A 20,911-nucleotide genomic window follows, 5' to 3' on the forward strand; every position below is an offset into this window, starting at 1 on the left:
AATACCCTGCGCTTGGCGGTGCATTGAGGCCCGTATCGAGTGCAGAGGCCAGCGCCAGCCTTGAGAGCAGCGCCGTACCTGTTGTAGGAGCGGGTTCACCCGCGAAGGGCTGCAAAGCAGCCCCCTTTGCAATCGATCAAGACCACCCACCCGTTCCGACCGCAAGGTACTCGGAAAGGTCAGCCAACCCGATCAGAGGTTCTCGTACCGGTTCATGTCCAGCACGCCCGCCTCGACCGGTTCGGTTTCCTTGATATAGCTGTTCAGGTCATGGAAATAGCGCCAGAACGCCGGGTGACTGCGGCGCACACCCCAGCGCATGACAATGCGCTCGAACTTCGCCGCGTCATCTTTGGCATACTCCATGTCCTCGACGAACTCCGGCACATCCTTGGTCGGGATGTTGAAGATGAAGTTCGGGTAGCTGGAGAGCACCCCCGGATACAGGGTCAGGGTATCCAGCCCCGGCTGGTAGCGGTACGCCTCACCCAGCAGGAACGCCACGTTGCTGTGCGCGCGGTTGCGCAGCAGGCTGTACACCTGACGTTGGCCGTCCTGCCCTTCGATACGCAGCATGGTCGCCTCGGGCAACTGGTTGATCACCTTCAGCCCGGCCGCCGGGCGCGACACCAGACGGCTGAGCGACTGCTCGGCATTGCGGAATTCTTCGCTCATCTGCGGCCGTGAGCAGAACGCGCCCTGGCAGCGGTTGATCGGGTCCGGTGCGGCATTCAGGCTGCCGGTGCGCTGCAGCAGCTTCAGGCCAAAGTCGCGTTTGGGGTTGCGCGGGTCGAGCTTGATGCCACTCGGGGTGTCGGTGTCGATGTCTTCATAATCCATCCACATCTTCACCTTGCCACTGTTCTGGTACCAGTCGCCAAGGATCGCCTTGCGCTGGTCGGCCGGCATCAGGCGCAGGAAGTTGACCTCGGCGCCGTTGCGGATCAGGTCGAAGTACAGGCGCGTCTGCAACTGGTGCGAAACGTTGCCATACACGTCGAAGTTGACCGCCAGCTGGTAATACGTGCGCTCGAACAACGGGTAGTCGAACAGCCACACGGTCAGCGGCACATCCCCCACCAAGCCCTTGGTCACCGATGCGCTGTCGAAGTGGCGGAAGATGCTCAGCAGCGCATTGTCGTTACCGGCCCACAGCGTCGACCATCTCGGTGCCGGCATTTCGGCATAGGCTTCACGGCGCAGTTTCTCGTAGTCGTTGCGCTTGTCACGATAGGCGTGCCACAGGCTCAGCACACTGCCCACGTCATCGATCTGACCAGGCATGGCCAGCAGCGGGGTAGCCTCGCCGCGGTACTTGGCATCGGTGATGTAGCGATCGAAGGCCGGCTCCTGGAACAGCGCCCAGAAGTTGTCGCGGATCACGTCAGTGGCAATCTGCCCGCGGCACACCGGGCCACGGATGAAGGTGCGCACGAAGTACTCGGCGTTATCCAGCATGAACTGGTAGCGCGCCACCGCCGGGATCGCCTCGAAGGTTTCAAACGGATTGGCCCGGTGGCGCGGGCCGTAGCCCGGAAGCGCGGCAGCATGCCAGTCACCGGCATAGAACAGCTGCTTCACGCGCTTGAGCTTCTGCGGCCCCATCGGGTAGGTGATGTGCGTCTTGTGCACGATCACGCCCTGCACCGGGATCAACCGGTAGTAGAAGTCCGTGCCCGGTGGGTCGTTGGGGCGGCGGGTGGCAATGATATCGACCGGCTTGCCACTTGGCGTGCGCGAGCGCACCCACTGGAAGAAGTGGCCCTGCTCGCCGCCAGCGAAATAGATGTGCGCCAAAAACAGGTGCTCGTACAGCCAGCGGCCCACCAGCGCCTCGGTGGAACCCGGGCGGTTGAGCAGTTCTTCCCACTCTGCGATCTGCCTGGCTTCGGCCGCGCTAGGCTGGATCGGCTGGTACTCCACCGGCGCACCGGCCGCCAGCCAGCGGCGCAGGGTGGCGTATTCGTCGTCGGTCAGCCCGGTCACCGCCAGCGGCATGCCCTCCTTGGGGTGTGCGCCGGCATAGGCGTCGAATTCATGGGGCAACGGGCACATGTTGTTGCGGCTCAGGCCCAGGACGATCTCTTCGGGCAGCTTGGCGTTGGGCGTAAGCGGGGTCTTGTGGCCCAATTCCAGCATGCGCGCCATCAACGCGGCCTGACCACCCTGGTTGTCGAGCACCGAGTAGAAGCCCTTCTTGCGCCACTGCTCTTCGCTGTGTGCGTCGTAGAACAGCCGCGTGGTGGGCACCGCCTTGCTCCGCTCGCCCTGGTACACCGGGACCTTGCTGGCCCCGCGTACCGCGCCTTCAGGGCTTTCCAGCTTGAGCTGGCAGGCGGCGTCGTTGCAGGCGTGGCAGGCCACGCACTTCTCGGTGAAGATCGGTTGAATATCCCGGGTGTAGGAAATAGCCGGGCTCGACTGGGGGGCCTGCCCGAATACCGCGCCGCTGATGAGCAAGGCGAAGGCGCCGGCAAGGATACGATGCACCATGTGCGGAAAGTCCTGGTTCTTGAAAGCCATCACGATTTGTTGCCTGGTCGTCCTGGGTGCCTTGCGCTGCCTCCACCCGCCCAACATGAGCAGTTTTCATGCAAATGGGCGACATGCCTAAAAACCGCGCAGCTTTGTTATGATTCGGCACCTTCTGATATTCGCCCGACCAGGTAGTTCCTATGTCCGACCGCAGCGCTCGTCTCCAAGCACTCCAGAACGCACTCAAAGAGCGCATCCTGATCCTCGACGGCGGCATGGGTACTATGATCCAAAGCTACCGTCTGGAGGAACACGACTATCGTGGCACGCGTTTTGCCGATTGGCCAAGCGATGTGAAGGGTAACAACGACTTGTTGCTGCTCAGCCGCCCGGACGTGATCGCCGCCATCGAGAAGGCCTATCTGGATGCCGGTGCCGATATTCTCGAAACCAACACCTTCAACGCCACGCAGATTTCCCAGGCCGACTACGGCATGGAGTCGCTGGTTTACGAGCTGAACGTCGAAGGCGCGCGCATCGCTCGCCAGGTTGCCGATGCCAAGACCCTGGAAACGCCCGACAAGCCGCGCTTCGTTGCCGGCGTGCTCGGCCCTACCAGCCGAACCTGTTCGATTTCCCCGGACGTCAACGACCCTGGGTTCCGCAACGTCACCTTCGACGAGTTGGTAGAAAACTACATCGAGGCCACCCGCGGCTTGATCGAAGGCGGCGCCGACCTGATCCTGATCGAAACCATCTTCGACACCCTCAACGCCAAGGCGGCGATCTTCGCCGTGCAGCAAGTGTTCGAGGACGACAACGTCGAACTGCCGATCATGATCTCCGGCACCATCACCGACGCCTCCGGCCGTACCCTGTCGGGTCAGACCACCGAAGCGTTCTGGAACTCGGTGCGCCACGCCAAGCCGATTTCCGTGGGCCTGAACTGCGCCCTCGGCGCCAAGGACCTGCGCCCGTATCTGGAAGAGCTGGCCACCAAGGCCGACACCCACGTGTCCGCCCACCCCAACGCAGGCCTGCCGAACGCCTTCGGTGAGTACGACGAAACCCCGGCCGAGATGGCCGCGGTGGTCGAAGAATTCGCCGCCAGCGGTTTCCTCAACATCATCGGCGGTTGCTGCGGCACCACCCCAGGCCATATCCAGGCCATTGCCGAAGCCGTGGCCAAGTACAAGCCGCGCGAGATCCCGGAAATCGCCAAGGCCTGCCGCCTGTCGGGCCTGGAACCGTTCACCATCGACCGCCAGTCGCTGTTCGTCAACGTCGGTGAGCGCACCAACATCACCGGTTCCGCCAAATTCGCCCGGCTGATCCGTGAAGAGAACTATACCGAAGCCCTGGAAGTCGCCCTGCAGCAGGTCGAGGCCGGCGCTCAGGTAATCGACATCAACATGGACGAAGGGATGCTCGACTCCCAGGCGGCCATGGTCCGGTTCCTCAACCTGATCGCGGGTGAGCCGGACATCTCGCGTGTACCGATCATGATCGACTCGTCCAAGTGGGAAGTGATCGAAGCCGGCCTCAAGTGCATCCAGGGCAAGGGCATCGTCAACTCCATTTCCATGAAGGAAGGCGTCGAGCAGTTCAAGCACCACGCCCGCCTGTGCAAGCGCTATGGCGCTGCCGTGGTGGTCATGGCTTTCGACGAAGTCGGCCAGGCCGACACTGCCGCGCGCAAGAAGGAAATCTGCCAGCGCAGCTATGACATCCTGGTCAACGAAGTGGGCTTCCCGCCAGAAGACATCATCTTCGACCCGAACATCTTCGCCGTCGCCACCGGTATCGAAGAGCACAACAACTACGCCGTCGACTTCATCGAGGCCTGTGCCTATATCCGCGACCACCTGCCCCACGCCCTGAGCTCGGGTGGCGTGTCCAACGTGTCGTTCTCGTTCCGTGGCAACAACCCGGTGCGTGAGGCGATCCACTCGGTGTTCCTGTACCACGCGATCCAGAACGGCCTGACCATGGGTATCGTCAACGCCGGCCAGCTGGAGATCTACGACGAGATCCCGGCCCAGCTGCGTGAAAAGGTCGAGGACGTGGTGCTCAACCGCACCCCGCATGGCACCGATGCACTGCTGGCCATCGCCGACGACTACAAGGGTGGCGGCGCAACCAAGGAAGTGGAAAACGAAGAGTGGCGCTCGCTGCCGGTGGAAAAACGCCTGGAGCATGCGCTGGTCAAGGGCATCACCGCGTTCATCGTCGAAGACACCGAAGAATGCCGCCAGCAGTGCGCGCGCCCTATCGAAGTGATCGAAGGCCCGCTGATGAACGGCATGAACGTGGTCGGCGACCTGTTCGGCGCGGGCAAGATGTTCCTGCCGCAGGTGGTCAAGTCGGCCCGCGTCATGAAACAGGCCGTTGCTCACCTGATCCCCTTCATCGAAGCCGAAAAAGGCGACAAGCCGGAAGCCAAGGGCAAGATCCTGATGGCCACGGTGAAAGGCGACGTGCACGACATCGGGAAGAACATTGTCGGCGTGGTGCTGGGCTGTAACGGATACGACATCGTCGACCTTGGCGTGATGGTGCCGGCGGAGAAGATCCTGCAGACAGCCCGCGAGCAGAAGTGCGACATCATCGGCCTGTCCGGCCTGATTACCCCGTCGCTGGACGAAATGGTCCACGTTGCCCGCGAAATGCAGCGCCAGGGCTTCGAACTGCCGCTGATGATCGGTGGCGCCACCACCTCCAAGGCGCACACGGCGGTCAAGATCGAGCCCAAGTACAGCAACGACGCAGTCATCTACGTCACCGACGCTTCGCGCGCGGTCGGCGTGGCCACCCAGTTGCTGTCCAAAGAACTCAAGCCGGGCTTCGTCGAGAAGACCCGCCTGGAATACGTGGACGTGCGCGAGCGCACCGCCAACCGCAGCGCCCGCACCGAGCGCCTCAGCTACGCCCAGGCGATCGCTGCCAAGCCGCAGTACGACTGGGCCAGCTACCAGCCAGCGGTGCCCTCCTTCACCGGCGTCAAGGTGCTGGAAGACATCGATTTGCGCACCCTGGCCGAGTACATCGACTGGACCCCGTTCTTCATCTCCTGGGACTTGGCCGGCAAGTTCCCGCGCATCCTCACCGACGAGGTGGTTGGCGAGGCTGCTACGGCGCTGTACAAGGATGCCCGCGAGATGCTCGACAAGCTGATCGACGAGAAGCTGATCAGCGCCCGCGCGGTATTCGGTTTCTGGCCGGCCAACCAGGTGGCCGATGACGACATCGAAGTCTACGGCGAAGATGGCCAGGCACTGGCCACCCTGCACCATCTGCGCCAGCAGACCATCAAGCCGGACGGCAAGCCCAACTGGTCGCTGGCCGACTTCGTCGCACCGAAAGACAGCGGCGTGACCGACTACGTAGGTGGTTTTATCACCACCGCCGGCATCGGTGCCGAGGAAGTGGCCAAGGCTTACCAGGACAAGGGCGACGACTACAGCTCGATCATGGTCAAGGCCCTGGCCGACCGCCTGGCCGAAGCCTGTGCCGAATGGCTGCACGAGCAGGTGCGTAAAGAGCACTGGGGCTATGCCCGCGACGAACACCTGGACAACGAGGCGCTGATCAAGGAGCAGTACAGCGGCATCCGCCCTGCGCCGGGCTACCCGGCCTGCCCCGACCACACCGAAAAGGAAACCCTGTTCCGCCTGCTCGATGGCACCGCCATCGGTGAGACCGGGCCAAGCGGGGTGTACCTCACCGAACACTTCGCGATGTTCCCGGCTGCGGCGGTCAGCGGCTGGTACTTCGCCCACCCGCAGGCGAAGTATTTCGCCGTAGGCAAGGTCGACAAGGACCAGATCGAACGTTACAGCGCACGCAAAGGCCAGGATATCAGCGTAAGCGAGCGCTGGCTGGCGCCTAACCTGGGGTATGACAGCTAAACGACTGCGCTGGCTTCTTCGCGGGCTCGCCCACACAGGTATGAAACAGGCCTCAAGGGCCGTGATTTACCTGTAGGAGCGGGTTCACCCGCGAAGAGGCCGGCACAGGCAACCTCACAACCATTGCCTACACTGTCCTTGATTGCCTCTGATTTCCCCAGGAGCCACCATGGACGATTCCAGCCAGGGCAAACCCCCGACCTTCTGGCAGATGCTGCACAGCATCCTCGCTGCCGCCTTCGGCGTGCAAAGCGGCAAAAACCGCGCACGCGACTTCACCCACGGCAAGGCCAGCCACTTCATTGCGTTGGGGGCGCTGTTCACCCTGGTGTTCATTGCGGTATTGATCGGCCTGGTGCAATTGGCGCTGCACCTGACCCGCTAGCCTGTGCCGGCCTCTTCGCGGGTAAACCCGCGCCTACAGCGACCTGCGCCCAACCAGCGATGCGTGTGTAGGAGCGGGTTTACCCGCGAATACGGTCGCGGCGGCAACGGTGAACGGCAGGTGGTAATTGGCCAGCAGGCCCGGCCCTTTCGCGGGTGAACCCGCTCCTACGACGGCCTTTCCCCAACCAGCGATGCGTGTGTAGGAGCGGGTTTACCCGCGAATACGGTCGCGGCCGCAACGGTGAACGGCGGGTGGATATTGGCCAGCAGGGCCGGCCCTTTCGCGGGTAAACCCGCTCCTACGACGGTCCCGCGCCATTCTCAAGGGATATGTTTTCACCGCGAAGAGGCGGCCACAGGCAATAATAAAGCGCCTGCGAGACTCCCTCCCACAGGCGCCCTGCTACATCACGGTCTTGAGTTTCAAGTCACTGGTGGCTGACCCAATACACCGCAGTGACCACCACCAGAACGATCAGGCAGAGGATCGCCCAGGCATCGACGCTGCTGTCAGCTTTGCGGACCTTGGTTGAGTTTCCCATTGCATTGCCTCTTGTAGTGGTTATGGGAATGCACTTCACCACCAGCAGTTAAGACGAGCAATGCCCTTCCCTCAAGCAGGGTCATTCAATATTCGACCGGTGACGCCAGAAACGGGTAACGGTAACCGGGCGGGCGCCCTTCAGCACTGTAACGCCGAAAATCGACGCCGTAGTCGTCCCTTTCCAACAGCTTCAGCCAACGCCTGGCCTTGGCCTGATCGATTTCCTGCAATACCGGAACACGGCGCTCGCGCAGGCCGTCGCGGTTCAACGCCAGCCCGTGGGCGTCATCGTGCAGCATCACCATGGCCCAACCGCCAAGGGTGAAATGCCCACCCATCAGCACGCTCAAGCGCCCATCGATACGTGCGCGCAAGGCTTCGGGCGAGCTGTTGACGGCAGCGAACAGCACGTCACGACCCGCCGTGTACCCGGCCTCCTCGAACGCCTGCATGGCACCAAAGGCCATCTGATCATTGGCCGACCACACCAGCCGGGTGGCCGGGTAACGCTCAAGCAACTGCTTCGCTTGCTCGTAGGCGCGCTGGCGGTTCCAGCCGCCGTATACCACTTGCCGCAAGCGCACCTGAGGGAAATCGGCCAGAGCGCGGCGCATGCCCTCAACGCGCAACTGCGAGGCCGGGGTGGTCTTGACCCCGGCAAAAGCCACCAGATCCACCGGCCCTGCGTCGCGAGGCAGCTGCGCGAGCATCAGGTGCAACATCTGGAAGCCTGCCTGCTCGTCGTTGCTCATCAAGGTACCCAGTGGCTCGGCATACTTGCCGGGCTGGGCCTCGATGCTGAGGCGCTGGCTGGCGGTCAGGCCATTATTGACCAGCAGCAGTTTCACCCCGGTGCCACGCGACAACCGCAGGATTTCCGGTGCCACGTACTGCTCATTGACCAGCACCAGGTAATCCGGACGCTGCGGCGCACTCAGGATCGCCCGGGCCTGGGCCAGTGCCAGGTCGGCTCGGCGCTCGCTGTATTGCACCTGCAGTGTCATGCCCAGCTCGTCCGCGGCGGCCTGCATGAAGCGGGTATAGCTGGTCCAGAATGTCTCGGTGGACAGCCCCGGGTTGAGGAACACCACCGAAGCCGGTTGCGCATTTGCCACCAGTGGCAAGGCAAGGCACAAGCTTTGGCACAGGGCCTTGAGCATGGGGTCACATCTCTGCGAAGCAAACGCCGGATTATAAACGCCTGGCGATGCTCAGCGCACAAATGGCAGTCAATCTCACATAGTCCATTTGGTTCTTTTCATATGCAAAAACATCACTTTAGCGCATAACCGCAACCTGCTATCGTTCCCCGGCTCCGTACCGGAGTGCGCGGCCGTGCGCGCGAATAGCTGCATGCCTGAGACAGGACTTTTATGTACGTATACGACGAGTACGATCAGCGGATCATCGAGGACCGCGTCAAGCAGTTCCGTGATCAGACCCGCCGCTACCTGGCCGGTGAGCTGAGCGAAGAAGAATTCCGCCCTCTGCGCCTGCAGAACGGCCTATACATCCAACGTTTCGCGCCGATGCTGCGTGTCGCGGTGCCGTACGGCCAGCTGAACGCCAACCAGGTCCGCACCCTGGCCAAGATCGCTCGCGACTATGACAAGGGCTATGCCCACATTTCCACCCGCCAGAACGTGCAGTTCAACTGGCCGGCGCTGGAAGACATCCCCGACATCCTCGCCGAGCTGGCCACCGTGCAGATGCACGCGATCCAGACCAGCGGCAACTGCCTGCGCAACACCACCACCGACCAGTTCGCCGGTGTGGCCGCAGACGAGATCGTCGACCCGCGCCCGTGGTGTGAAATCGTCCGTCAGTGGACCACCTTCCACCCGGAATTCGCCTACCTGCCACGCAAGTTCAAGATCGCCATCAACGGTTCGCAGGAAGACCGCGCCGCCATCGAAGTGCACGACATTGGCCTGGAGCCCGTGCGCAACGCGGCCGGCGAACTGGGCTTCCGTGTGCTGGTCGGTGGCGGCCTGGGCCGTACCCCGGTGGTGGGCTCGTTCATCAACGAGTTCCTGCCATGGCAGGACCTGATCAGCTACCTCGACGCCATCCTGCGCGTGTACAACCGTTACGGCCGCCGTGACAACAAGTACAAGGCGCGGATCAAGATTCTGGTCAAGGCCCTTACCCCGGAAGTGTTCGCCGAAAAGGTCGAGGCCGAAATGGTCCACCTGCGTGGCGGCACCACCACCCTGACCGAAGCCGAAGTGCAACGCGTATCGCGCCACTTCGTCGACCCCGAGTACCTCGCACTCGACAACGTCGACTACACCGCACTGGACGCCGAGCACCCAGGGTTCGCCCGCTGGCGCTCGCGCAACACCCGTGCCCACAAGCGCCCGGGCTACGTGGCTGTTACCCTGTCACTCAAGCCTACCGGTGTTGCCCCGGGCGACCTGACCGACAAGCAGCTGGACGCCGTGGCCGACCTGGCCGAACGCTACAGCTTCGGCTTCCTGCGCACCTCGCACGAGCAGAACATCATCCTCGCCGACGTCGAGCAGCGCCAGTTGCACGCGCTGTGGCTTGAACTGCGCGAAGGCGGCTTCGCTACCCCGAACATCGGCCTGCTGACCGACATCATCTGCTGCCCGGGTGGCGACTACTGCTCGCTGGCAAACGCCAAGTCGATCCCGATTGCCGAGTCCATCCAGCGCCGCTTCGACGACCTGGACTACCTGTTCGACATCGGCGAAATCGACCTGAACATCTCCGGCTGCATGAACGCCTGCGGCCACCACCACGTGGGCCACATCGGCATCCTCGGCGTGGACAAGAAGGGTGAGGAGTTCTACCAGGTGTCGCTGGGCGGCAACGCCGCACGCGGCGCAAGCCTGGGCAAGATCCTTGGCCCGTCCTTCGCGCAGGATGACATGGCCGATGTGATCGAGAAGCTGATCGCCGTGTACGTCGAGCAACGTACCGAGGAAGAGCGTTTCATCGACACCTACCAGCGTATCGGCATCGACCCCTTCAAGGAACGCGTCTATGCAGCGAATCATTAAGAACAACCAGATCGTCGACGAAACCTGGCACCTGCTGCCCAAGGAAACCTCGTTTGACGAGCTGACCAACTGCGACGACTACATCGTGCCGCTGCAAATGTGGCGCGACCATGCCCATGTGCTCAAAGCTCGCGATGGCGGCCTGGGTGTATGGCTGGACAGCGACCAGGAAGCGGAGGAAATCGGTGAAGACGTGCACCACTTCCAGGTCATCGCCCTGAACTTCCCGGCATTCACCGACGGCCGCAGCTACTCCAATGCGCGCCTGCTGCGTGACCGCTACAAGTTCAAAGGCGAACTGCGCGCCATCGGCGATGTGCTGCGCGACCAGCTGTTCTTCATGGCCCGCTGCGGCTTCGACGCCTTCGCCATCCGTGCCGACAAGGACCCGGAAGACGCGCTGCAAAGCCTGAAGGACTTCTCGGTGACCTACCAGGCCGCCACCGACGAACCGCTGCCGCTGTTCCGCCGCCGCTGATCGTCCCGCCCCAGCGAACAGCCCGCCTCTCGGCGGGCTGTTTCGTTCACAGGGCGTGGCGTTGAATTGCCTCTCGGCTCAATTCAAGCAAAAGCTGCCGTTTCGCGACCTCACGCGCTGCGCAGATATGCTCGACCTGGGCAAAGTAGTCGCCATCGCTCAGCGTTTTCGATTGTTCGAGCAACGCATCCAGGCGCTGCTGAAAAGGCTCGTCCAGGCGGCTGAAGCGCGCCGCCTGCTGCTCGTGCAGATAGTCCTGCCAGAAGGATCGATCTGCCAGCGCCTGCGCCAAGGCTTGTGGCGTTTCCTGCCGCAGCACCTCGCTGCGCGCGGCGTCCAGGTCTTCGCGGCCAACCCCGCTGAAACTCTCATACGAAAGATGGCTGGGCTGCACGGGAAGGTCGAGGCTATCCGCCAGCCTGACGCGATAGGTCAGGTAAACCTCAACGGGATCGTTCGAAAAGTAATCCGCAATATGCCGCGCGGCAATTGCGTTGACTTTGTCCAGGCGGAACAATGAACGCCCCAGCCTGACCAGCGCCCGCTCCTTCTGCAACCCGGTACCGGCTGCACCGGCCTTGGCGACCAGCGCGCCAACCTCCAGCTCGCTGAGCGTCAGCAGCAACTCGTCGCTGCAACTGCGCGGCCGGGCAACTTGCTCGAACAGGCTCGCGCGTACTTCAGCGTGCTGTTCGCAGGCTTCGAGGATATGCCACACCCGCGCCTGAAGGTCGCGCGGTTGTGCGTCGTATTCACGCAGGGCGCGTAAATCAGAGAAAAAGCGAAACAGATCCTGCGCCCCGGCTTCCTGGCTCAAGCGGTTCCAGCTCGCCAATCGCACCTCGCGCTGGGCTGGCGTGAACCCTGAAAACCAAGGGGCTGCAGCGTTCGGGATCGAAGTGGCATGAGCTGCACGTCGACGCTCAGCAGCCCCGGCCGACGCCCTGGCCAACTGCAAGCGCTGCAGGGTTTCGTCCGAGAGTGGATTGTCGTGCAGCTCCAGGCCCCGCCACAAGCGAAGCGGCACTAGGGACAACGCTTCAGGCAGCGTCTGGATCTGGTTGTCACGCATGTCCAGCAACTCCAGATTACCGTGCCTGGCCAGATCAGCGGGCAGTTCGCCCAGCCCGGTGTTGCGCAAGGACAGCCGGCGCAGCAGGGGGAAAGACGCCAAGGGTGGCAGCAAACCGACCGGGTTGCCGTTGAGCTCCAGGCGGCGCAGTTCCACAAGCTGGCTCAAACGCAGGTTATCCTCGCTGGAAAGCACGATCTGGTTGCCGCCAAGGCGCAGGTTTTTCAATTCGGTCAGTTGCTCGATACCTGCAGGTAGGCGTGTCAGCCGGTTGTTCCGCAAGTCCAGGTTGCGCACATTGCTGAAGCGACCAAGAAAGCCCGCATCAAGGCTCGTCAGCTGCATATCGCGCAGGGTCAGGTGCGTGATGTGGTCAAAACTCACATTTTCAGGCAAAGCCGGCAGGTCACCCACCCGCTCACCCACGAGGGTCAGGTGGTAGTCACCCGCCACCTCTCCAGGGGTAAAGCGCTGCCAGCTTGCCGTAATGCGCCTGGCAACCTTGATACGACGCAGGCGGCGAACAATGTTCAGCCCTGCGTCATTTCGCCAGGCTTGCAATGCCTGCTTGAGGCTGACCTTGGCCTGTAACAGTTGGCTGACATGGCCCCACGGGTCCACCCCCCGCTGTGCCAGGTCTTGCAGGTAGCCCTCCAGCTGCTCACTGCTCATCACCGGGAACACGTGGTTCAACGTGCGCCGCAGTGCCTGGCGGGTGCCTGTCAGCTGGCCACTGAGCGGGTAGCCCAAACGCCCATCGAACAACCGCACAGGAGGGCGAATCCCCTGCCCCACACGGGCCAGCCCAATCATTCGGGCCGCCGCTTCACGGTCAGCGAGCGCCTCACGCCCAAGCCGCTCACCCAGTGCGTCATCCGTCATCTGGCTAATACCGAGCAACTGTCGCTGGCGGCTGTCCAGTTGCCGTCTCAACGTCTGCAGCAACCCACCCCTGCCCGCGGCAGGCAGCTCAACGTTGACCCCAGCCGACCAGGGGGCGATGGCATCGAGCAGGCCCAGCGCGAGCTTGCCGGTATCGTCATTTTCTGCCGCGGCCTGGCGCAACCCTGCGCAGGCACGGTCTATCCGACTGTCGCGTATTGCCCAGCGTGCACGTTCCGCCAAGGCCAAGGGCACCCGGCTTGCGCCCGTCAGGCTCTCCATCTCGACACTGCTGGCCCCCTCGACGATTTCCCGTGCGCAGCGGTGGGAAAGGCCTGGGAAGTCCCGCATCAAGACCCGGTCTGCTGCTTGCGGGCTGATCTGTCGCTCGTTGAAGACCTCCTCGAAAGCCTCACCTCGCAACGCCGGGAAATCACGGTGCAATTGCTGGCGCTCGATGGCATCGAGCAGGCGTGCCGGCGGGGGCGCATTTTCCAGTAACAAACGGCGCAGGCTGTCAGCCTCGAAACCCGTGGCCTGCAACGCCACAGACACCGCCTCATCGGGCACCTGCGCCGTACGACTGGCAAGGCGGCGCACCATGTAGGCGGCGTCATGCCAGCGCTGCGGTTGTTCGAACTCATGCACCCATCCCCCGGCACCATTGTGCTCAAGTGCCGGTACGTAGGCCTGTGGCCTTGATGGGTGATGAATACGCCATGCGCCATCGTCCCCTTCACTCACCTCATAGACAGCATCGTGCAGGCGCCTCAGCGAACGGCCAGTTTCATTCACGGCCTGTCCTACCATCAGATCGACGCCCTCACGCTGATAGCCCGACAAGGACGGGTCACACAGCCGCAACTGGCCATCGCCCAGGCTTACCGGCACCAAGGCATCCACCTGCGCCACTCGCTGGGCCAGCTTGCCAAGTGCCGTCGCCCCGGCCGTCGTCACCGCCGTCATCACAACCGTGTCGGCCACGTTGAACAAGTGACCCAATGCGGCGTCGCGATCACCCAACTGCCAATCCTGGTAGCTTTCGTACACCTCACCTGCCAGCTGCACCACCGTAAGCCCCAGCAGGGCCTGCCCCAACACAGGCACAAACAGCGCTGCCAGGCCTGCCACGCTCAACCCCAAATCCAGATAGCCCTGCAAACGTGCGCGACGGTCGGCGACATCCTCATCCTCTGTCGATACCGCCAATACCCGTGCGTCATCCAGCATTTTGTCGATCCGGGCTTGGCGCAGCGCGACAAACACGTCGCCCTCGATCGCAAAACAGCGGCCATCCAGCTCAAGCGGGAGAACGGTATTACCGTGGCTGAGCAGCGCGTTCAGCGCCGCGCAGAAGGCGACGCGATCACGCTCTGCGACGAAGCGCTGGAAGTAGCGCCGATACGCTTCATTACGCAAACGTATGCCAAGGGTCATGTACAGCAACTCCCAGCTGGTGTGCCAACTCACCGGGGCATACGGGTCCTCAGGGAACCACGCGATAACACCAAGCAGGCGGGCGTTCTGACGCACTTCGATCACCAGTGCGCCAATGACCTCCTTGCCCAACAGCCGCAGGGTGTGACACTTCAATACGGTGTTGTCGGCTGGCAGGAAAGACCCTGTGCCCACCACCTGGTTGATCCACTGACAGGTCTGCTCATCGATTTCACCCTTGATTCTTGCGGCGATTGCAGCAAGCGCCAGGTTGGCGCTCATCGCCTCCTCCAGGGCACTCTCGACGGCCACCCCCTCGCCTTCCAGCTTCGATTGCAAATGGCTTTGATAACGCCTGCCAATATCGATGTCTCTGCAAAGGTGGACAAAAGCTTGCGCACTTAGCGGCAGCAGGTGCCCGCTGGCAGTGACCAACTGCGACCCGGCCGCGAACCAGCCAGGCTGCATTTCCTTTTCGTGGAAGTTATGCAGTGCCGCCGAAAGAAGCGTCTGGGTGCTGACGATGCGTGTTGACGTGCTAGGTAGAGCAGGTGATATCGACGGTTTGGGCTGCAGGGTCACCAGCCTGAGCTGAGCCTGGCGCAAATCCACCTGCTTGATCGAATGGGCCTCGGGTGCACGTTTGAGCAACGACTCGGCGAACTCATCCAAGGGGGTTATAGCCCTTAACCAGGCGTCGACGTGGTCCTGCGCCCGCTGTTGGCGCAAAGCAGCGGCGCGCAGCCCTGTCAGCTCTTGGGCAGATGCGCGCTTGAGCCAGCCTGGCAGCTGACGGGCAATCAGCGCATCGATGGAGTCGGCGGGTATTACTGAAGGGGTCATGGGCAGCCTCAACGCTTGATAAAAAAGCGCTAGCTGAACAAGGTTCCAGTCCCCTCGGGCCCTATTTATGTAGTGAATGCACAGCTTGAAAATGTATTTGTGACTACAGGTCAAAGGACTTTGGCGCCATGGCGGCTTATTCGCTGCCGTTCAAACCTGCACACTGGCCATCACATGATCCTCCCCCTATTCAGGAGCAACCCCATGAGCGTTCCTTCCTTCGGCCTCGGCACCTTCCGCCTCTCCGGCCAAACCGTCATCGACTCGGTCAAGTCTGCCCTGGCAGTCGGCTACCGCGTCATCGATACCGCCCAGATCTACAAGAACGAAGCCGAAGTGGGCCAGGCCATCGCCGAAAGCGGCGTGCCGCGCAGCGAGCTGTTCATCACCACCAAGATCTGGGTCGACAACTACGCCGCCGACAAGCTGATCCCCAGCCTGCGTGACAGCTTGCAGAAGCTGCGCACCGACTACGTCGACCTGCTGCTGATCCACTGGCCAGCGCCGGGCAATGGCGTAGAACTGCCCGAGTACATGAAGGCCCTGGCCGACGCCAAGCAGCAAGGCCTGGCTCGCCAGATCGGCGTTTCCAACTTCAACATCGAGCTGACCAGGCAAGCCATTGCCGTGGTCGGCAAAGGGGAAATCGCCACCAACCAGATCGAGCTCAGCCCCTACCTGCAGAACAGCACGCTGACCGCGTTCCTCAAGGAACAAGGGATCACCGTGACCTCGTACATGACCCTGGCCTACGGCAAAGTGCTGAAAGACCCGGTGCTGGCCCAGATCGCCGCCAAGCACAAGGCTACCGTCGCCCAGGTTGCCCTGGCCTGGGCCTTGCAACTGGGCTATGCCGTGATCCCGTCGTCGACCAAGCGTGAAAACCTGGCCAGCAACCTGCTTGCCCGTGGCCTGACGCTGGACATCGACGATATGGCACGCATCGCCAAGCTGGAGCGCAATGGCCGCGAGGTCAGCCCTGACGGCCTGGCGCCAACCTGGGACTGACACTGATGACTGCTCAAACAATGAGACCCGGCCGCGTGCTCTTCGCGTTGGCCATTGGCGCCTTTGGCATCGGCACTACCGAGTTCACCCCGATGGGGCTACTGCCAGTCATCGCCCAGGGCGTGGAGGTGAGCATCCCCAGCGCCGGCATGCTGATCACCGCCTATGCCATTGGCGTGATGGTCGGCGCGCCGATCATGACCTTGCTGTTCAGCCGCTTTGGGAAGCGCGCTGCGCTGATGGCGCTGATGGCCATCTTCACCCTTGGCAACCTGCTGTCGTCACTGTCGCCGGACTACTACACCCTGCTCGCTTCGCGACTGGTCACCAGCCTCAACCATGGTGCGTTCTTCGGCCTGGGAGCCGTGGTGGCAGCCAGCGTGGTGCCCAAGGAAAAACAGGCCAGCGCCGTGGCCACCATGTTCATGGGCCTGACCATCGCCAACATCGGCGGCGTACCGGCCGCCACCTGGATCGGCCAGCAGATCGGCTGGCGCATGGCATTTGCCGGTACCGCCGTACTTGGCCTGCTGGCCATGGCCGCGCTGTGGTACGCCCTGCCCAAGGGTGAACGCGGCAGCGTGCCGCATGTGCGCAAGGAACTGGCGGTCATTGCCCGCCCCAGCGTGCTGCTGGCAATGGCCACCACCGTGCTCGGTGCCGGCGCCATGTTCACCTTGTACACCTACGTGGCGCCGGTGCTGGCCGAACTGACCGGTGCCTCGGACGGCTTCGTAACCTTGGCGCTGGTACTGATCGGCGTTGGCTTCACCCTTGGCAACAGCCTGGGTGGCCGCCTGGCCGACTGGTCGCTGGATGGCGCGGCGAAAATCTTCCTTGCCGTGCTGGCGCTGATCATGCTGCTGATGCCCCTGGTACTGAGCAGCCACCTCGGCGCTGCCATCGCCCTGCTGGTCTGGGGCATGTTCACCTTCGCCGTGGTACCGCCGCTGCAAATGCGTGTAATGACTGCCGCCATCGAGGCGCCAGGCCTGGCGTCGTCGATCAACGTGGGTGCGTTCAACCTGGGTAACGCCGTGGGCGCGGCGCTGGGTGGTGCGGTTATCAGCCTGAACCTGGGCTACGCCGCCGTGCCAATGGCCGGAGGTGTGCTGGCGGCTGCGGGGCTGTTGCTGGTATGGCTGGGCGGCCGCCACAAGGTCGCCGGCAAGACCGCAGCCGATATGGCCTGAAGGCAACCACCTGCAGGAGCGGCCCACCGCGATACAAGGCCGCTTCTGCACACGGGCCGCACCTGACGTCTGCGACGCACCGTTCCTCACTGCAATGATGAAATGCCGGGCGATTGCGTGCGCTTGTCAGGCTGTGGGCACGGATGCCCGAAACGCGACATTGGCTGCCTGTTCGGCGTGAGACAGGCAACCTCGGCACTGGATAACCTGCTGCGGCAATGCCTTGTTCCCTTGCCATAGAAGAACCTTGCCCATGACAACTTCCGCCGCCTCCGTAGCCGCCGCCACGCCTGCCGACCAGCCTCAGGGCTTTGTCGTGCGCATCGTCGGTGCTGCTGCATTCGCCCACCTGCTCAACGACCTGATTCAAGCCGTACTGCCGTCGATCTACCCCATGCTGAAAAGCGATTTCGCGCTGAGCTTCGCCCAGATCGGCTGGATTGCCTTGGTGTATCAGGTGACCGCTTCCCTGCTGCAACCTTGGGTCGGCATGTTCACCGACAAGCACCCACAACCCTACCTGCTGCCTGCCGGCATGGTGGTGACGCTGGTGGGCATCGCCCCGCTCGCCTTTGCCGGCAGCTATGAAATGCTGCTGGTGGCCGCCGCCGTGGTCGGCGTGGGTTCGGCCACCTTTCACCCAGAGGCCTCGCGGGTCGCCAGGATGGCTTCCGGCGGGCGCTTCGGGACCGCGCAATCAACCTTCCAGGTCGGCGGTAATACCGGCTCGGCCCTCGGCCCACTGCTCACCGCTGCCATCATCATTCCGCACGGCCAACCGGCCATTGCCTGGTTCATGCTGGCCGCTGCGCTGGCCGTTCTGGTGCTGCTGCGGGTGACGGGCTGGAGCGTGCGCCACGGCCAGGCCCGGCTCAAGAGCTTCGCGGGCCAACAGGCCCCCGGCCTGTCGCGGGGTGCCATGTGGCGCGCTGTGGTGGTGATCGCCGTGCTGATGTTCGCCAAGTTCGTCTACATCGCTTCGTTCACCAACTTCTTCACCTTCTACCTGATCGAGCATTTCGGCCTGAGTGTGCAGCACAGCCAGCTGTACCTGTTCGTGTTCCTCGCAGCCGTTGCGCTGGGCACCTTTGCCGGTGGCCCGGTGGGTGATCGCATCGGGCGCAAGGCCGTGATCTGGGTCTCGTTCCTCGGCGTGGCGCCCTTCGCCCTGGCCCTGCCCCATGCCAACCTCGCCTGGACAGCCGTACTGGCGGTGGCCATCGGCCTGGTGATGTCCTCGGCATTCGCTGCCCTGGTGGTGTATGCCCAGGAGGCGGTGCCAGGCCGGGTCGGCATGGTTTCGGGGGTGATGTTCGGGCTGATGTTCGGCATCAGCGGCGTGGGTGCAGCCGGCCTGGGCACACTGGCCGACCGGCATGGCATCGAATGGGTGTACCAAGCCATCGCGTTCCTGCCGCTGCTCGGGTTGGCCACCGCCTTGCTACCGGCCACCCGCTCGCGGGCCCGCCCTGGCCGTTGCTGCTAAAGTGGCGCTGCCAGGCTGCTTCGATACGAGGTCACGATGGTAAAGCCGCAGCGTGAATTGCTGGTGGAGGTCGATGAGTGGACCTGGGAAGTGGGTAGCCGTGCGACAGACTACCCAAGCGACTGGTTCATCGAGCCCCATAGCCATACCAAGCATCAACTGATCTATGCCATCAAAGGCCTGATGATCGTCGAGTCCGGAAACGAATGCTGGACAGTGCCACCCAGCCGCGGTGTGTGGATGCCTTGCGGCCAGGTGCACGCCATTCGCTGTGTCGGCGACGTGAAGATGCGCAGTGTGTTCGTGCGCATCGACGCGGCAACCGGCCTGCCCCTGCAGAGCAAGGCCATCAGCATCTCGCCCTTGCTCAGCGAACTGATCAAGGCCTCGGTGGGGTTCACCGCACCGTTTGCCGAGGACTCGCGCGAAGCCCGGGTCATGCGCCTGATCCTCGACGAAATCTGCGTACTGCCGACCTTGCCGCTGAAGCTGTCGCAACCCAGCGACCAGCGCCTGCGGGTGATCTGCACGGCATTGCATGAACGGCCCGACGATAACGCCACCGTTGCCGACTGGGGCGTGCAGCTGGGGGTGGACGAAAAGACCATCCAGCGGTTGTTCCGCAAGGAAACCGGCATGACCTTCGGCCAGTGGCGTCAGCAGGCGCGGCTGATGCAGGCACTGGAGCGAATTGCCCTGGGCGAGCGAATCATCGATGTGGCGGGCGCCTTGGGCTATGACAGCCCAAGTGCCTTCGCCAGCATGTTCAAACGCCAGTTCGGTACCACGCCCAGCCAGTTCTTCAGATAACCTGAAGTCCACGCATTTGCCGGCACTGGCCCGCCGCATACGGGCTGTCCGCTGACGGCTCGCCCTGCCTGTTCTTGCACAGCATCCCCGCCAAGCCGTATACAGTACCCCTACAACAATGCCCGCAAAGGAGCCCGGCACATGACCGTGACGCTGTCCCCCCTGCAGATCGACTGCGATTTCGACTCCGGCAACATTCAGGTACTGGATGCCAGCAACCCGGCCCAGGTACACCTGGCCATTCGCCCGGACACCCACAGCGGCCACTACCAGTGGTTCCACTTCAAGGTCAGCGGGCTCACACCGGGGCAGGTCCATCGCTTCAGCCTGGACAACGCTTCTGGCTCCTCGTACAAGAACGCGTGGAGCGGCTACAACGCTGTGGCCAGCTACGACCAGCAGCGCTGGTTCCGCGTGCCCAGCCAGTTCGACGGTACGGCGCTATCGTTCGAGGTCAAGGCTGAACAGGACCAGATCTGGTTCGCCTATTTCGAGCCCTACCCGCGTGCCCGCCACAACCAGCTGATCGAACGGGCCCGCCAACTCCCGGGTGTCGAGTTGCTGGCCAGCGGCCGCAGTATCCAAGGCCGCGATATCCCGCTGCTGCGGGCAGGCGACGGTGCCGAAGGCAAGCGCAAGCTGTGGCTGATTGCCCAGCAGCACCCGGGCGAGCACATGGCCGAATGGTTCATGGAAGGCGTGATCGACCGCCTGCAGGCCAACGACGCAGTGGTCCAGCAATTGCTCGCCAAGGCCGACCTTTACCTGATCCCCAACATGAACCCCGACGGCGCCTTCCTCGGCCACCTGCGCACCAACTTCAAAGGCAAGGACCTCAACCGCGCCTGGCAGGACGCCAGCGTCGAATTCAGCCCGGAAGTGTTCTTTGCACAGGCGCAGATGAAGCAGTACGGTGTGGATGCCTTCATCGACGTGCACGGTGACGAAGAGATCCCGCACGTGTTCACGGCCGCATGCGAGGGCAACCCCGGTTACACCCCTCGGCTGGCCAAGCTCGAAGAGCAGTTCCGTACCACCTTGTGCAGCCTGACTCGCGACTTCCAGACGGTGCATGGCTATACCCGTGACGAGCCCGGACAGGCGAACACGACGCTGGCCTGCAACGCGGTGGGCATGGCACATGACTGCCTGTCACTGACGCTGGAGATGCCGTTCAAGGACCATGACGACGCGCCCGATGCAGTCACCGGGTGGTCGGGGGCGCGCTCGAAGGCACTGGCCGGCGCGGTGCTGGAGACCCTGGCAAGCATGGTAGGCGATTTGCGCTGAACCTCGTCTTGCGCAGACCCTGCAGGAGCAGCACGTCGCGACACGCGGCAGCTCCTTCGGGGGTATAGACCG

Annotated in this window: 12 protein-coding genes; 9 read left to right on the plus strand and 3 right to left on the minus strand. The window is 63.0% G+C overall.

From position 1 onward, the window contains the following. Positions 1–192 precede the first annotated feature (192 nt). On the minus strand, positions 193–2,493 hold the full coding sequence (locus KW568_RS18690) for a fatty acid cis/trans isomerase (protein ID WP_004573786.1): 2,301 nt from the start codon (positions 2,491–2,493) through the stop codon (positions 193–195). A 182-nt stretch (positions 2,494–2,675) separates the two neighbouring features. On the opposite strand from KW568_RS18690, the gene metH reads away from it, so the two are divergent. After that, a complete protein-coding gene (metH, locus tag KW568_RS18695) occupies positions 2,676–6,383 on the plus strand; it encodes a methionine synthase (RefSeq protein ID WP_004573789.1) in 3,708 nt (1,235 codons plus the stop codon). Between the two features lie 169 nt (positions 6,384–6,552). Further along, positions 6,553–6,768 carry a DUF2970 domain-containing protein gene (locus KW568_RS18700; RefSeq protein WP_004573790.1) on the plus strand — a complete coding sequence of 72 codons (216 nt, stop codon included), beginning with the start codon at positions 6,553–6,555 and terminating at the stop codon, positions 6,766–6,768. A 629-nt stretch (positions 6,769–7,397) separates the two neighbouring features. On the opposite strand, the gene KW568_RS18705 is transcribed toward KW568_RS18700, so the two are convergent. Next, positions 7,398–8,474 (minus strand): ABC transporter substrate-binding protein, encoded by a 1,077-nt coding sequence (locus KW568_RS18705; RefSeq protein WP_004575747.1) that lies wholly within the window; start codon positions 8,472–8,474, stop codon positions 7,398–7,400. 213 nt (positions 8,475–8,687) lie between these two features. Between KW568_RS18705 and KW568_RS18710 the strand changes: the two genes are divergently transcribed. Further along, entirely contained in the window at positions 8,688–10,340 is a 1,653-nt protein-coding gene (locus KW568_RS18710; RefSeq protein WP_003250394.1) for a nitrite/sulfite reductase, read from the plus strand. Next, positions 10,324–10,818: a DUF934 domain-containing protein gene (locus tag KW568_RS18715; protein WP_003250391.1), complete on the plus strand. Its 495-nt coding sequence runs from the start codon at positions 10,324–10,326 to the stop codon at positions 10,816–10,818. The genes KW568_RS18710 and KW568_RS18715 overlap by 17 nt, the downstream gene beginning before the upstream one ends. 46 nt (positions 10,819–10,864) lie before the next feature. Here the strand turns inward: KW568_RS18715 and KW568_RS18720 are convergent, their stop codons facing one another. Beyond that, on the minus strand, positions 10,865–15,052 hold the full coding sequence (locus KW568_RS18720) for an NEL-type E3 ubiquitin ligase domain-containing protein (protein WP_004575748.1): 4,188 nt from the start codon (positions 15,050–15,052) through the stop codon (positions 10,865–10,867). Positions 15,053–15,256: 204 nt separating this feature from the next. On the opposite strand from KW568_RS18720, the gene dkgB reads away from it, so the two are divergent. From dkgB to KW568_RS18745, 5 genes are all read left to right on the plus strand, one after another. Continuing rightward, positions 15,257–16,060, plus strand: a complete 804-nt coding sequence (gene dkgB / locus KW568_RS18725) for a 2,5-didehydrogluconate reductase DkgB (protein ID WP_004575749.1) — start codon at positions 15,257–15,259, stop codon at positions 16,058–16,060. Positions 16,061–16,080: 20 nt separating this feature from the next. Further along, positions 16,081–17,253, plus strand: a complete 1,173-nt coding sequence (locus tag KW568_RS18730) for an MFS transporter (protein WP_033726488.1) — start codon at positions 16,081–16,083, stop codon at positions 17,251–17,253. Positions 17,254–17,506: 253 nt separating this feature from the next. Then, complete coding sequence (locus KW568_RS18735; RefSeq protein WP_259536586.1) at positions 17,507–18,739, plus strand: MFS transporter; 1,233 nt, start codon at positions 17,507–17,509, stop codon at positions 18,737–18,739. A gap of 36 nt (positions 18,740–18,775) precedes the next feature. After that, the gene (locus tag KW568_RS18740; RefSeq protein ID WP_004575751.1) at positions 18,776–19,549 is read left to right on the plus strand and encodes a helix-turn-helix domain-containing protein; all 774 of its coding nucleotides are present in this window, start codon (positions 18,776–18,778) and stop codon (positions 19,547–19,549) included. A 141-nt stretch (positions 19,550–19,690) separates the two neighbouring features. Continuing rightward, positions 19,691–20,839, plus strand: a complete 1,149-nt coding sequence (locus KW568_RS18745; RefSeq protein ID WP_004575752.1) for a M14-type cytosolic carboxypeptidase — start codon at positions 19,691–19,693, stop codon at positions 20,837–20,839. The last annotated feature ends 72 nt before the right edge of the window (positions 20,840–20,911 follow it).

Origin of the sequence: Pseudomonas sp. HD6515 (assembly GCF_024971855.1) — a bacterium.
Classification (GTDB): domain Bacteria; phylum Pseudomonadota; class Gammaproteobacteria; order Pseudomonadales; family Pseudomonadaceae; genus Aquipseudomonas; species Aquipseudomonas alloputida.

Coding starts and splice junctions, on each gene's coding strand:
- KW568_RS18720 (WP_004575748.1), bottom strand. CDS start 15,052: ATGACCCCTTCAGTAATACCCGCCGACTCCATCGATGCGCTGATTGCC.
- KW568_RS18700 (WP_004573790.1), top strand. CDS start 6,553: ATGGACGATTCCAGCCAGGGCAAACCCCCGACCTTCTGGCAGATGCTG.
- KW568_RS18715 (WP_003250391.1), top strand. CDS start 10,324: ATGCAGCGAATCATTAAGAACAACCAGATCGTCGACGAAACCTGGCAC.
- KW568_RS18730 (WP_033726488.1), top strand. CDS start 16,081: ATGAGACCCGGCCGCGTGCTCTTCGCGTTGGCCATTGGCGCCTTTGGC.
- KW568_RS18745 (WP_004575752.1), top strand. CDS start 19,691: ATGACCGTGACGCTGTCCCCCCTGCAGATCGACTGCGATTTCGACTCC.
- metH (WP_004573789.1), top strand. CDS start 2,676: ATGTCCGACCGCAGCGCTCGTCTCCAAGCACTCCAGAACGCACTCAAA.
- KW568_RS18740 (WP_004575751.1), top strand. CDS start 18,776: ATGGTAAAGCCGCAGCGTGAATTGCTGGTGGAGGTCGATGAGTGGACC.
- KW568_RS18705 (WP_004575747.1), bottom strand. CDS start 8,474: ATGCTCAAGGCCCTGTGCCAAAGCTTGTGCCTTGCCTTGCCACTGGTG.
- KW568_RS18710 (WP_003250394.1), top strand. CDS start 8,688: ATGTACGTATACGACGAGTACGATCAGCGGATCATCGAGGACCGCGTC.
- dkgB (WP_004575749.1), top strand. CDS start 15,257: ATGAGCGTTCCTTCCTTCGGCCTCGGCACCTTCCGCCTCTCCGGCCAA.
- KW568_RS18690 (WP_004573786.1), bottom strand. CDS start 2,493: ATGGTGCATCGTATCCTTGCCGGCGCCTTCGCCTTGCTCATCAGCGGC.
- KW568_RS18735 (WP_259536586.1), top strand. CDS start 17,507: ATGACAACTTCCGCCGCCTCCGTAGCCGCCGCCACGCCTGCCGACCAG.